10 protein-coding genes are annotated in these 13,723 nt (G+C 65.8%); 7 read left to right on the forward strand and 3 right to left on the reverse strand.

What is annotated here, in order from left to right; genetic code table 11:
* Window positions 1-21 precede the first annotated feature (21 nt).
* The 3 genes from BLV92_RS25725 (at window position 22) to BLV92_RS25735 (ending at window position 2,373) form a co-directional block, all read left to right on the forward strand.
* Window positions 22-708 (forward strand): type 1 glutamine amidotransferase domain-containing protein, encoded by a 687-nt coding sequence (locus tag BLV92_RS25725; RefSeq protein WP_090550587.1) that lies wholly within the window; start codon window positions 22-24, stop codon window positions 706-708.
* A 228-nt stretch (window positions 709-936) separates the two neighbouring features.
* Window positions 937-2,034, forward strand: a complete 1,098-nt coding sequence (locus tag BLV92_RS25730) for an NADH:flavin oxidoreductase/NADH oxidase (RefSeq protein ID WP_090550590.1) — start codon at window positions 937-939, stop codon at window positions 2,032-2,034.
* Between the two features lie 36 nt (window positions 2,035-2,070).
* Complete coding sequence (locus BLV92_RS25735) at window positions 2,071-2,373, forward strand: putative quinol monooxygenase (RefSeq protein ID WP_090550592.1); 303 nt, start codon at window positions 2,071-2,073, stop codon at window positions 2,371-2,373.
* A gap of 60 nt (window positions 2,374-2,433) precedes the next feature.
* Here BLV92_RS25735 and adhP read toward each other — a convergent pair whose 3' ends face one another.
* The gene (gene adhP, locus BLV92_RS25740; RefSeq protein WP_090550595.1) at window positions 2,434-3,462 is read right to left on the reverse strand and encodes an alcohol dehydrogenase AdhP; all 1,029 of its coding nucleotides are present in this window, start codon (window positions 3,460-3,462) and stop codon (window positions 2,434-2,436) included.
* 367 nt (window positions 3,463-3,829) lie between these two features.
* Here adhP and uvrA point away from each other — a divergent pair, with 367 nt between their 5' ends.
* From uvrA to BLV92_RS25755, 3 genes are all read left to right on the forward strand, one after another.
* Window positions 3,830-9,742, forward strand: coding sequence for an excinuclease ABC subunit UvrA (gene uvrA, locus BLV92_RS25745; protein WP_244283922.1), 5,913 nt, complete (start codon window positions 3,830-3,832; stop codon window positions 9,740-9,742).
* Between the two features lie 300 nt (window positions 9,743-10,042).
* The gene (locus BLV92_RS25750) at window positions 10,043-10,273 is read left to right on the forward strand and encodes an H-NS histone family protein (RefSeq protein ID WP_090550599.1); all 231 of its coding nucleotides are present in this window, start codon (window positions 10,043-10,045) and stop codon (window positions 10,271-10,273) included.
* A gap of 290 nt (window positions 10,274-10,563) precedes the next feature.
* Window positions 10,564-11,142 carry an NnrU family protein gene (locus tag BLV92_RS25755; RefSeq protein ID WP_090550601.1) on the forward strand — a complete coding sequence of 193 codons (579 nt, stop codon included), beginning with the start codon at window positions 10,564-10,566 and terminating at the stop codon, window positions 11,140-11,142.
* A 139-nt stretch (window positions 11,143-11,281) separates the two neighbouring features.
* On the opposite strand, the gene pcaG is transcribed toward BLV92_RS25755, so the two are convergent.
* The gene (pcaG, locus tag BLV92_RS25760) at window positions 11,282-11,869 is read right to left on the reverse strand and encodes a protocatechuate 3,4-dioxygenase subunit alpha (RefSeq protein ID WP_090550602.1); all 588 of its coding nucleotides are present in this window, start codon (window positions 11,867-11,869) and stop codon (window positions 11,282-11,284) included.
* Window positions 11,870-11,871: 2 nt separating this feature from the next.
* A complete protein-coding gene (gene pcaH / locus BLV92_RS25765) occupies window positions 11,872-12,576 on the reverse strand; it encodes a protocatechuate 3,4-dioxygenase subunit beta (protein WP_090550605.1) in 705 nt (234 codons plus the stop codon).
* Between the two features lie 138 nt (window positions 12,577-12,714).
* Here pcaH and pcaQ point away from each other — a divergent pair, with 138 nt between their 5' ends.
* Complete coding sequence (gene pcaQ, locus BLV92_RS25770; protein WP_090550607.1) at window positions 12,715-13,698, forward strand: pca operon transcription factor PcaQ; 984 nt, start codon at window positions 12,715-12,717, stop codon at window positions 13,696-13,698.
* Window positions 13,699-13,723: the final 25 nt, after the last annotated feature.

Here is a 13,723-nt window from a genome sequence, read left to right on the forward strand (position 1 = left end):
CTTCTCCGAAAGGAAATTCCGATGAAGGTATTGATCGTTTTGACCTCGCATGCGGAACTGGGCAACACCGGCAAGAAGACCGGCTTCTGGCTGGAGGAATTCGCCGCGCCGTATTTCGCGCTGCGCGATGCCGGCGCGACGTTGACGCTCGCGTCGCCGAAGGGCGGTCAGCCGCCGCTCGATCCGAAGAGCGACGAACCGTCCGCGCAGACCGATGCGACACGCCGTTTCGCGGCCGATGCGGACGCGCGCGCGGCGCTCGCGAACACCGTGCGTCTCGCGGACGTGAAGGCGGACGACTTCGACGCGGTGTTCTACCCGGGCGGCCATGGTCCGCTGTGGGATCTCGCGGAAGATCCGGCGTCGATCGCGCTGATCGAACGGATGATCGAAGCCGGCAAGCCGGTCGCGGCGGTGTGCCACGCGCCCGGCGTGCTGCGTCATGTGAAGGTCGCGGACGGCCGCCCGCTCGTGGACGGCAAGTCGGTAACCGGCTTCGCGAACAGCGAAGAGGCGGCCGTGGGGCTGACCGACGTCGTGCCGTTCCTCGTCGAGGACATGCTGAAGACGAGCGGCGGCCGTTATACGAAGGCCGCGGACTGGCAATCGCACGCGGTGGTCGACGGGCTGCTGATCACCGGACAGAATCCTGCGTCGTCCGAGCCGGTGGCCGAGGCGCTGCTGAAGCAACTGCGCGGTCGCGCGTGAATCGCGCGTTGCGGATCGGAAACAACCGGTCCGCGACGCGCCTGTTTTACCGGTGCGGGATTCGTCGCCGCACCGCCTTTTTTCTCTGATTCCATCAGGCAACACGGTCTCCGGCGCGGGATGGCGGCGGCGGTGTTCATGTTGCCGATGCGAACTACCGATTTTCCAACGTGGCGCGGCCGCCGCATCATTTGCGGCGCGCGCCGATCAGGACCAGGAGAACCATCGATGTCCGCTTTGTTCGAACCGTTCAAGCTCAAGGACGTGTCCTTGCGCAACCGTATCGCCGTGCCGCCGATGTGCCAGTATTCGGCCGTCGACGGCGTCATCAACGACTGGCATCACGTGCATCTCGCGCAGATCGCGCGCGGCGGCGCGGGCCTCGTGATCGCCGAGGCGACCGCGGTGTCGCCGGAAGGCCGGATCACGCCGGGATGCGCGGGGCTGTGGAACGATGCGCAGGCCGACGCGTTCGCGCCGAGCGTCGCGGCGATCAAGGCGGCCGGCGCGGTGCCGGGCATCCAGATCGCGCATGCGGGCCGCAAGGCGAGCGCGAACCGTCCGTGGGAAGGCGACGATCACATTGCCGAAGGCGATCCGCGCGGCTGGCAAACCATCGCGCCGTCGGCGATTCCGTTCGGCGCGCATCTGCCGAAGGTGCCGACCGCGATGACGCTCGACGACATCGCGCGCGTGCGCGAGGACTTCGTCGCGGCGGCGAAGCGCGCGCTCGCCGCGGGCTTCGAATGGCTCGAACTGCATTTCGCGCACGGCTACCTCGGCCAGAGTTTCTTTTCGACGCATTCGAACCAGCGCACCGACGCGTACGGCGGCAGCCTCGAAAACCGCAGCCGTTTCCTTCTGGAAACGCTGGCCGCGGTTCGCAAGGTGTGGCCGGAACGGCTGCCGCTGACCGCGCGTTTCGGCGTGATCGAGTACGATGGCCGCGACGCCGAAACGCTCGCGGAATCGATCGAACTGGCGAAGGGTTTCAAGCGCGAAGGGCTCGACATGCTGAGCGTCAGCATCGGCTTCTCGACGCCGACCGCGCAGATTCCGTGGGCGCCTGCGTTCCTCGCGCCGATCGCGCAGCGCGTGCGTCGCGAAGCGGGCCTGCCGGTCGCCTCCGCATGGGGCATCGACACGCCGGCGCTCGCCGAGCGCTCGGTTGCGTCGGAGCAGCTCGATCTCGTGATGGTCGGCCGCGCGCATCTCGCGAATCCGCACTGGCCGTATTACGCGGCGCGCGAGCTGGGCATCGACCGTCCGTCGTGGACGTTGCCCGCGCCGTACGCGCACTGGCTCGAACGCTACAAGGTCGCCTGAGCGTCCGGCATTCATTCAATTTCTGGAGAACCCACGATGACGGTTTATATTTTTGCGAGCCTGACGCCGAAGGCCGAGCACGTCGCTGATATCGAAGCCGCGTTGCGCGTGATGGTCGCCGAGACGCGCAAGGAGCCGGGCAACCAGCGTTACGACCTGATGCGCCGCGCCGACGGCGCACCGGGCTTTCACCTGTTCGAAAGCTACAGGGACGCGGCGGCCGTGCAGGCGCATCGCGACAGCGCGCACTACACCGCTTATCGTGCGAAGGTCGGTACGTGGCTCGCGGAAGCGCCGGATGTGAAGGAACTGGTCGGCGTGGACGTCGTCGTCGGCTGATTTGTTGAGCATCGGAAACAGGCGGGCGGCGCGTGCCGTCCGCCTGTTTCGTTTCCGACGTCAGGCGGCCATGTCGAGCACGACGCGGCCTTCGATCGCGCCGCGCTCCATCCGCGCAAACACGTCGTTGATGTTTTCGAGTTTGTCGGTGGAAACGGTCGCCTTGACCTTGCCTTCCTCCGCGAACTGCAGCGACTCTTCGAGGTCGAGCCGCGTGCCGACGATCGACCCGCGCACCGTGACGCCGCCGAGCACCATGTCGAAGATCGGCAGCGGGAAGTCGCCGGGCGGCAGGCCGTTCAGCGACACCGTGCCGCCGCGGCGGACCATGCCGAGCGCCTGCGAGAACGCGATCGGCGACACCGCGGTGACGAGCACGCCATGCGCGCCGCCGATCTCCTTCTTCAGATACGCGGCCGGGTCCGTCGTTTTCGCGTTCACGACGACGGCCGCGCCGAGCTTCTTCGCGAGTTCGAGTTTCGTATCGTCAACATCCACCGCGGCGACGTTCAGACCCATCGCGCGCGCGTACTGGACCGCCATGTGGCCGAGCCCGCCGATCCCGGAGATCACGACCCAGTTGCCGGGGCGCGTGTCCGTGACTTTCAGCCCTTTATAGACGGTGACGCCTGCGCACAGCACCGGCGCGATTTCGATGAAGCCGACGCTCTTCGGCAGCAGGCCGACGTAGTTCGCGTCCGCGAGCGCATATTGCGCGAAACCGCCGTTCACCGAGTAGCCGGTGTTCTGCTGCTGCTCGCAAAGCGTTTCCCAGCCGCCGAGGCAATGTTCGCAATGGCCACAGGCCGAATAGAGCCAGGGGATGCCGACCCGGTCGCCTTCCTTCACGTGCGTGACGCCGGCGCCGACGCCGACCACGTAGCCGACGCCCTCGTGGCCGGGAATGAACGGCGGCTGCGGCTTGACCGGCCAGTCGCCGTGCGCGGCGTGCAGGTCGGTGTGGCAGACGCCGCACGCCTCGATCTTGACCAGCAACTGGCCGGGGCCGGGCGTCGGCACGGCGACTTCCTCGATCGTCAGCGGTTTGCCGAATGCGTGTACGACTGCGGCTTGCATCGTCTTGTTCATGGTCGGGCTCTCCTCGTAGAACCGGTCGGGGCGGGTGGAGTGTGTCGTGCGTTTCCGGATGGAACGGACGGCGGCGGGTCGCCCCTCGGGATGCGACGAGTGTGCCGCATCGATCAGACGCTCGCCCCGACCGTGCTCAAATTTTTGCGATAGAGCGCATCGGCAACCCGTCGGCAACCCATCGGCAACTATTGGCGCTCGTGTTTCCTTTCGTGCGCGTCCTGCGTGCTGTATAAACATACAGTAGAATCTGACCCAGACAGCCGGGTGCTGCCCGCCGCGCGCGGCGGGCGCCTTGCTGCGATCCGCCGGGCGGGGTGCAAGGCCCTGCGCCGATGCCGTGAACCCAGCCGGAATGCCAGCGCAAGTGAGCGAAAACCGAACGACGACGATCCGCATCCGCGGAGCACGCCAGCACAATCTGAAGAACCTCGACCTCGATCTGCACACCGGACAGATGACCGTCGTGACCGGTCCGTCCGGGTCGGGCAAGTCGAGCCTCGTATTCGACACGCTGTACGCGGAAGGACAGCGTCGTTACGTCGAGACGTTCAGCGCATACGCGCGGCAGTTTCTCGACCGGATGGATCGGCCGCAGGTCGATCGCGTGGACGGCGTGCCGCCCGCGATCGCGATCGACCAGACGAACCCGGTGCGCAGTTCGCGCTCGACCGTCGGCACGATGACCGAGCTGAACGATCACCTCAAGCTGCTGTATGCGCGCGCGGCGAACCTGTTTGATCGCGTGACCGCGCAGCCGGTGCGGCACGACACGCCTGAAACGATTTACGCGGAACTGCTCGCGCGCGCGGCGGCGGCCGGCGATCCGCGGCTCGTCGTCACGTTCCCGGTCGAACTGCCGGACACGACGACCGACGAAGAGGTCACGCAATGGCTGTCGGCGAGCGGTTATACGCGCGTGCAGGCGCAGCGCGAAGTGAAGACGGCCGACGGCGCGCGCAAGATGCTCGACGTCGTCGCGGACCGTTTCCGCCTGCAAAACACCGAGAAAAGCCGCGCGGTCGAGGCGATCGAGGCGTCGCTGAAGCGCGGCGGCGGCCGCGTGAACGTGTACGTGATGCCGGAAGCGGATCAGTCCGACACGCCGGCGACGCCGCAGATCTGGCGCTTTTCGACCGGCCTGCATTGCCCGGACAGCGATCTGCGTTATGCGGACCCGCAACCGGCGCTGTTTTCGTTCAACTCCGCGTACGGCGCGTGCGACGTGTGTCGAGGCTTCGGACGCGTGATCGGCGTGGACTGGGGACTCGTGGTGCCCGACGCGCGCAAGACATTGCGCGGCGGCGCGATCAAGACGCTGCAGACACCCGCGTGGAAGGAGTGCCAGGACGACCTGATGCGCTACGCCGCGAAAGCGGGCATCCCGCGCGATACGCCATGGTCCAAACTCACCGACGCGCAACGCAACTGGGTGATCGAAGGTTCACCCGACTGGACCGGTAGCTGGCAGACGCAGTGGTACGGCGTGAAACGTTTTTTCCAGTACCTGGAATCGAAAGCGTACAAGATGCACATCCGCGTGCTGCTGTCGAAGTACCGCAGCTATACGCCGTGCGAAACGTGTGGCGGGGCGCGGCTAAAAACGGAGGCGCTGCTGTGGCGTCTCGGCACGAAGCCGAACGCGGACGAGGTGCTCGCGCCCGCGGGCCGTTTCCTGCCGCACGGCGTCGAATGGACCCGCGCGCAGCTCGAAGCGCTGCCCGGCCTTGCGCTGCACGATCTGATGATGATGCCGATCGAGCGTATCCGCCGCTTTTTCGACGACCTGTCGCTGTCATCGGCGCTGCTCGACGATGCGCTGAAACTGCTGCTCGCCGAAGTGCGCACGCGGCTGCGTTACCTGTGCGACGTCGGCCTCGGGTATCTGACGCTCGACCGGCAGAGCCGCACGCTGTCCGGCGGCGAGGTGCAGCGGATCAATCTGACCACCGCGCTCGGCACGTCGCTGACTAAGACGCTGTTCGTGCTCGACGAGCCGAGCATCGGGCTGCATCCGCGCGACCTGAACCGCATCGTCGAAGCGATGCAGCGGCTGCGCGACGCGGGCAACACGCTGGTCGTGGTCGAGCACGATCCGTCCGTGATGCTCGCGGCCGATCGCCTGATCGACATGGGGCCGGGACCGGGCGAGCGCGGCGGGTCGATTGTCTACGACGGCACGCCGGATAATATCCGCTCGTCGAACACGCTCACCGGCGAATATCTCGCCGGCCGCCGCGAGGTCGCGGACGCATCGCATTGGGAGCGTCGTCCGGTCGACGCCACGACGCCGAGGCTCGTGCTCGAAGGCGCGAGCGAACACAATCTGCGCGACGTGACCGTGCAGATTCCGTTGCAGCGGCTCGTCTGCGTGACCGGCGTATCCGGCTCGGGTAAATCGACGCTGATTCAGGACGTGCTGTATCCGGCGCTCGCGCGGCATCTCGGCAAGGCGACCGAGACGCCTGGTGCGTACCGGCAACTGGTCGGCGCTGAACAGATCAGCGACGCGGTGTTTGTCGATCAGTCGCCAATCGGCAAGACCGCGCGGTCGAATCCGGCGAGTTACGTCGGTGCGTTCGATGAAATCCGCAAGCTGTTCGCGAAGGCGCCGATGGCGAAGCAGCGCGGTTATACGGCCGGCACGTTCAGCTTCAATTCGGGCGATGGCCGTTGCCCGACCTGCGGCGGCTCGGGCTTCGAACACATCGAGATGCAGTTCCTGAGCGACGTGTACCTGCGCTGCCCCGACTGCGACGGAAGCCGTTATCGGGCGGAAGTGCTCGAAGTGAAGATCGAGCGCGCCGGCCGCGCGCTGTCGATTGCCGACGTGCTCGATCTGACCGTCAGCGAAGCGGTGCAGTGTTTCGACGAGGATCCCGAAGTATTGCGCGTGTTGCAGCCGATCGTCGATGTCGGTCTCGAATACGTGAAGCTCGGCCAGCCGGTGCCGACGCTGTCGGGTGGCGAGGCGCAGCGCCTGAAACTCGCGGGTTTTCTCGCGGAAACCACGCCGTCGGGCGTCAAGCGGAACTTGCGCGCCGGCAGGCTGTTCATGTTCGACGAGCCGACCACCGGCCTGCATTTCGACGACATCGCGAAACTGATGCGCGCGTTCGGCAAGCTGCTGGCTCGCGGCCATTCGCTGCTGGTGATCGAACACAATCTCGACGTGATTCGCGCGGCCGACTGGCTGATCGATCTCGGTCCGGAAGGCGGCGATGCGGGCGGCGAAGTGGTGTGCGTCGGCACGCCGGACGACGTGATCGCGTGTCCGCGTTCACATACCGGCGCGGCGCTCGAACGCTATGAAGCGGCGCTCGGCGGCCCGGCTGCGGCGGTTATCGCGGAAGAAGAAGGCGTCGCGTTGCAGACGGCATTGCGCGCCGCGCAGACGCGGCGCGAAGTGCAGGGCGAGGACGTGGTGCGGATCGTCAACGCGCGCGAGCACAACCTGAAGGCGCTCGACGTCGATATTCCGCACGGACGCTTCAACGTGATCACCGGCGTGTCGGGGTCGGGCAAATCGACGCTCGCGTTCGACGTCCTGTTTCATGAGGGGCAGCGCCGTTATCTGGAATCGCTGAATGCGTATGCCCGCTCGATCGTGCAGCCGGCGGGGCGGCCCGAGGTCGATGCGGTGTACGGCATTCCGCCCACTGTCGCGATCGAGCAGCGGTTGTCGCGCGGCGGGCGCAAGAGCACGGTCGCGACCACGTCCGAGGTGTGGCACTTCCTGCGCCTGCTGTACGTGAAGCTCGGCGTGCAGCACTGCATTCACGATCACACGCCGGTCAAGGCGCAAAGCGCGGATGCGATCGTCGCGCAGTTGCTGCGCGAGCATCGCGGGCAGCACGTCGGCCTGCTCGCACCGCTCGTCGTGAACCGCAAGGGCGTGTACACCGATCTCGCGAAGTGGGCGAAGGCGCGCGGCAACACGCATCTGCGCGTGGACGGTGAATTCGTGCCGGTTGCGCCGTGGCCGAAGCTCGACCGTTTCCGCGAGCATACGATCGAACTGCCGGTCGGCGATCTGCTGATCGAGCCTGAAAACGAGGCCCAATTGCGCAACCTGCTCGATGCGACGCTCGAAGCGGGCAAGGGGGTCGTGCATCTGCTGGCGCCGCTCGACGGTCTCGACGATGCGCTCGGCAACGGCGGCTCTACCGCACGGATCGGCGCCGTGAAGGTGCTGTCGACGCGGCGCGCGTGTCCGGTGTGCGGCACCAGTTATCCGGAACTCGATCCGCGGCTTTTCTCGTACAACAGCAAGCACGGCTGGTGCACGACCTGCGTCGGCACGGGTCTCGCGCTGACGCGCGAACAGCGCGCCGCGTACGACGACACGGTCGCGGTGGAGGACGGGCGCGGCCGCGAGCAGACGCTGCCTTCGGAAGAACAGGAACCGGAAGGCGTCGGCGAAGAACCGTGTCCGGATTGCGGCGGCACGCGGCTGAACCCGGTCGCGCGCGCGGTGACGTTCGATTCGCATCCGATCGTCGATGTCGCGCAATGGACGGTCTCCGATACGCGCCGCTGGATCGACGCGCTGGAACTCGGCGGCCGCGAAGCGCAGATCGCGCGCGACGTGATCAGCGAAATTCGCAGCCGGCTGCGTTTCCTCGAAGAGGTCGGGCTCGGTTATCTGAGCCTCGATCGCGCGGCGCCGAGTCTTTCGGGCGGCGAAGCACAGCGCATCCGGCTTGCCGCGCAGCTCGGCAGCAATCTGCAGGGCGTCTGCTACGTGCTGGACGAACCGACGATCGGGCTGCATCCGCGCGATAACCGGATTCTGCTCGATGCGCTGCGCAGCCTCGGCGAGAAGGGCAACACGCTGGTGGTCGTCGAGCACGACGAGGATACGATTCGTCGTGCAGATCACATCATCGACATCGGCCCTGGCGCGGGCAAACGCGGCGGCAACGTCGTCGCGCAGGGCAGCGTCGCGGACCTCGCCGCGCAGCCCGACTCGCTGACCGGCCGTTACCTCGCGCATCCGATCGTGCATCCGCTGCAGCCGCGTCGCGAAGTGAAGCCCGCGCGGGGGGCGCGCGAGGCCACGCCGGCGCAGTGGCTGACCGTGCACGGCGGCAAGCTGCACAACCTGCGCAACGTGACCGCGCAGATTCCGCTCGGGCGGCTCGTCGCGATCACCGGAGTCAGCGGCTCGGGCAAGTCCACGCTCGCGCGCGACGTGCTGCTGACGAACCTGCTCGACGCGGTCGGCCGCTCGGTGCTGTCGTCGCCGGCGACGCGCCGCGCGCGCAAGGCGGCGAACGAGAGCACCGCCGATGCGCGTCGCACTGCCACGGCGTCGCGCGCCGCGACGAAACCGAAGCTCGACGTTACGCATGCGTGGCAGGGCTGCGATTCGATCACCGGCTGGGAAAGCATCGACCGCGTGCTCGAAGTGGACCAGACGCCGATCGGCAAGACGCCGCGGTCGTGTCCGGCTACGTACATCGGCGTGTGGGACGCGATTCGCCGGCTGTTTGCCGACACGCTCGAAGCGCGGGCGCGCGGTTATACGGCGTCGCGCTTTTCGTTCAACACCGGCGACGGACGCTGCCCGACCTGCGAAGGGCAAGGCGTGCGGACCATCGGCATGAGCTTCCTGCCCGACGTGAAAGTGCCGTGCGACGTCTGCCATGGCCAGCGCTTCAATCCGGAGACGCTGGCGGTCACGTGGCGCGGCAAGAACATCGGCGACGTGCTGACGATGGAGATTGACGAGGCCGTCGAGTTCTTCGCATCGATCACGAGCATCGGGCATCCGCTGCAACTGATGAAGGACGTGGGGCTCGGTTATCTGACACTCGGCCAGCCGTCGCCGACGCTGTCGGGCGGCGAGGCGCAGCGCATCAAGCTCGTGACCGAACTGAGCAAGGTGCGCGACGACATCACCCGACGTGGGCAAAAAGCGCCGCATACGCTGTACGTGCTCGACGAACCGACCGTGGGCCTGCACATGGCCGACGTCGCGCGGTTGATCCGCGTGCTGCACCGGCTCGCGGACGGTGGCCACAGCGTTGTCGTGATCGAGCACGATCTCGACGTGATCGCCGAAGCGGACTGGATCCTCGATCTCGGCCCGGAAGGCGGCGCGGGCGGCGGCATGATCGTTGCTGCGGCGGATCCCGAAGGGCTCGTGCGGGTCGGTGCGAGCCATACCGGCGCGGCGCTCGCAGCGGTGCTCGCGCGCCAGCCGTCGTCCGTTCAGGATGGCGAAGTGCATGCCGCGCAGCCGGATGCCGGTTCGCGCGCGACGGTGTCACCATAACCGTCGCTGGATGCGGACGGCGCCGGGAATGCCCGTGTCGTCCGCAAACCGCTTGATCTGTGCGACGCACGCACGGTATGATGGGCTCCGCTTGCAGCAGCGTCACCTATAGGCGCTGCGTTTTGGCGAGCGGAGCAGCGGACCAGCAGATCCCCTCCGGATGGGGCACGGGTTACCCCGGGCCACCTCATCAAGGCAGCAAGGCTTCGTCAGGTGTTTTGCGAAGCCTTTGTCTTTTCAGGGCAGGCGCATTGATACGAATCGACGTCACGCCTTAGACGATGCGAGAGGAATTAACCGATGTTCGACCTCGACGGTGAGGCACGCGAACGACTGATTCTGTGGATTCGACGCCGCATGGAGGAATACGGCATTACGCTGGAAGACCTGGCGGCAGCGATTACCGAATCCGAAAAACAACCGATGTATCGCGATGCGTATGGCAATACGTGGGACGGCCAGGGCGAAATACCGCCGTGGCTCGCCCGGGCGATACACGCCGGGCAGGACATGGAGCATTTTCGCTGTTGAGCGCGTGATTTCCTGTCCCGTTCATGGTGCATTTCTTTTGCACCCGTTTTGATCCTTTCAGATCCCGTTGTATCGCATGCGTTGATGCGACGATTAAATGCATCAGTAATTGCCGATTAGCCGATTAGCCGATTGGCAATCGACCAGTGCTGCGCGGCTGAAATTCCGGCATTCGATTTATCCTTCCTGGCGTTGATATTCCGGCGGATATCGGCCATGTTTTGTCGCGCCCCGCGCGAATTGCGCGACAATCGCGATCAGTCCGGGTACAACATCGAAGGGGGATCGACATGGCGGTACTGATACTGGGCCTGATCGTCTTTATCGGCGTGCATTCGATCCGGATCGTCGCCGCGCGATGGCGCGAAGCGCAGATCGCGCGATTCGGCGCCGGTGCATGGCGCGGCGTGTATGCGCTGCTGTCGCTGGCGGGCATCGTGCTGACGATCTACGGGTATGGTCTTGCGCGTCACGCGCCGGTGCCGGTATGGAGTCCGCCATTCTGGATGCCGCACGTGACCGCGTTGCTGACGGCAATCGCGTTCGTGCTGATCGTGGCCGCGCATGTGCGCCGCAATCATTTCAAGCGCGCGATTGGACATCCGCTTCTGTGCGGTATCGCACTGTGGGCGTTCGCGCATCTGCTTGCTAACGGCACGCTGCACGACATCGTGCTGTTCGGCGTCTTCCTCGTATGGTCGGTGGTGGCGATGCTTGCCGGCAGGCGGCGTGATCGTGACGCGGGCGTCGTTTATCCGCCAGGTCTCGTTTCGTGCGATGCGCTCGTGGTGGTGATCGGGCTCGTTGCGTGGGCGATATTCGTGTTTTATCTGCATGGCCCGCTGATCGGCGTGCGGCCGCTGGGCTGATCCAGAAAAAACAAGCCCGCGTGAAGCGGGCTTCAAGTACAGCCTGGAGTTTCGCGATCAGATCGCTTTATGAATCATAAGGTCCGTTCGTGAAAGGATCATGAAACCCAAGCCATGGACGTGCCGGCGCGATCAGGGATCAGAGATCGAAGAACACTGTCTCGCGCTCGCCCTGCATGTGGATGTCGAAGCGGTACACGATGTTGCCGGCCTGCTCATCGCGTTTGGCGATCAACGTCGCGCGGCGGTCGGCGGGGACCGCCGACAGCACCGGGTCGGCGTCGTTCGCCGCCGCTTCGTCGTCGAAGTAGATGCGCGTGAACGTGTGCGTGAGCATTCCGCGCATCGTCACGATCACATTCAGATGCGGGGCTTCGGCCGGGTTCGCGCGCGCGGGTTTCACCGTGCGCACCACGAAGCGCTGCTTCGGATCGGTGCCGGTGCCGGCGCGGCCGAAACCGCGAAAACCCGTCTCGTCGATTTGCGCGCGCGTCGACGGATAGCGTCCTTCCGAATCGACCTGCGAGAACTCCAGCATCGCATCGTGCACCGCGTTGCCGTCGCCGTCGAAGACGCGGCCGATCAGCGTGATGTGTTCACCGGCGGCGTCGGGCGTCGCGATGTCGGGCGTGAACAGACTTTTCAGATCGAAATCGTATTGCTGCGGGCACAGACCGTACGCGAAATACGGGCCGACGGTTTGCGAGGGCGTTTCCTTGAATGCCATGTTCAACGCTCCGTGGGAGTCTGGTTCGGGCCGCGCAGCACGATGTCGAATTCGTAGCCGAGCGCGTAGCCTTCTTCGGTGGTGTCGATCGAAAAGCGCGAAACGAGGCGGTCGCGCGCCTGCTCCGGCGTGCCCTGGAAGATCGGATCGAGCGCGAGCAGCGGATCGCCGGGGAAGTACATCTGCGTGACGAGACGCGAGCCGAAGTAGTCGCCGAACAGCGAGAAGTGGATGTGATTCGGACGCCACGCATTCGGGTGGTTGCCCCACGGATATGCGCCGGGCTTGATCGTCAGGAAGCGGTAGCGGCCTTCATCGTCGGTCAGGCAGCGGCCGGCGCCGAGAAAGTTCGGGTCGAGCGGCGCGTCGTGCTGGTCCTGCTTGTGCACGTAGCGTCCGGCTGCATTCGCCTGCCAGACTTCGACGAGCGTGTTGCGTACCGGCTTGCCGCCGAGGTCGAGCACGCGGCCCGTGACGATGATGCGCTCGCCGAGCGGCTCGCCGTTGCGGGCCGCGTTGCGCGTCAGGTCGTGATCGAGCGGACCGAGATCGTCGGTGCCGTACACCGGCGTATGCTGGTCGCGCAATTTTTCCTTTAGTGGAATCAGCGGCAGCGTGGGGCCACGTTTGACCGACGAGCGATACGGCGGGTGAACGTACGCCGGATGCGAGTCGAAGTCGCGCGGCGACAGAATGGACTCGTCCATTGAGCGTCTCCTGGTTTGATTGTGGGAACGGGTGCCGCCGCTGGTGCGGCGATTCCGGCAGGGTGAATGGTGCGACTTTATCCAAATGGAAAAGTTATGCAAAATGACGTTTTCTCGTATCTCGTATAACGAATCGTTATGTATCGCCGTCTAGCGGACAGTCGCGTCAAGTTCCGGCATCTGCAGTGCTTTCTCGCGGTCGCGCAGTTCGGCAGCGTGCAGAAAGCCGCGGAGAGCCTGTCGGTTACGCAGCCCGCGGTGTCGAAGACGATTGCCGAACTCGAAGCGCTGCTCGGCGTGAAGCTGTTCGAGCGCGGTCGACATGGCGCGGTGCCGACGCACGAGGGGCAACTGTTCATGCCGCACGCGAGCGCCTGCGTGAGCGCGTTGCGGCAAGGCGTCGAGCTGCTTGCGCGCGACGAAGGCGCGGCCGCCGCGACGCTCGACATCGGCGTGCTGCCGACCGTTGCGACCGCGCTGGTGCCGCCGATGTTGCGGGCGTTTTCCGGACAATGGCCGCGTGCGGTCGTGCGGCTCACGACGGCTTCGAATGCGGAACTGCTCGAACGGTTAAAGGCCGGGGAGATCGGTTTCGCCGTGGGGCGTCTTGCGGATCCGGAGCGGATGGTCGGGCTCAGTTTCGAGCAGTTGTACAGCGAGCCGCTGGCGGTCGTCGTGCGAGTTGGGCATCCGTTGCAGAACGGCGCGGGATTGCCGGCGCGGCTGGCGGATTTTCCCGTGGTGTTGCCGCCGTTCGGCACGTTGATCCGCCAGGCGGCGGACAGCTTGCTCGCAGCGTGGGGGGCTGCGCCGGTGGTCTCGTTCGTCGAGATGCTGTCGGTGTCGGTCGGGCGCGCGCTGGCGCTCGAAAACGACGCGGTCTGGTTCGTGCCGTCCGGAGTGGTCGAGTACGATCTTCGGCATGGCGCGCTGGTGCGGTTGCCGTTACCGTCGGCGGGCAGCGAGGAACCGGTCGGGCTGATTCAGCGGACCGATACGCAGCCGTCGATTGCGGGGCGTGCATTGATCGATGCGGTGCGGCGGGCGGCGCGGGAGCGGGTTGCGGCTTCTGCGGAGGCAGCAGCGACGCGTAAGCGCGGGCGACGTTCGAAGCAGAGTTGAGCGGCGTTCCGTTTCGTTGCCGATC

The organism is Paraburkholderia caballeronis (assembly GCF_900104845.1).
GTDB lineage: Bacteria > Pseudomonadota > Gammaproteobacteria > Burkholderiales > Burkholderiaceae > Paraburkholderia > Paraburkholderia caballeronis.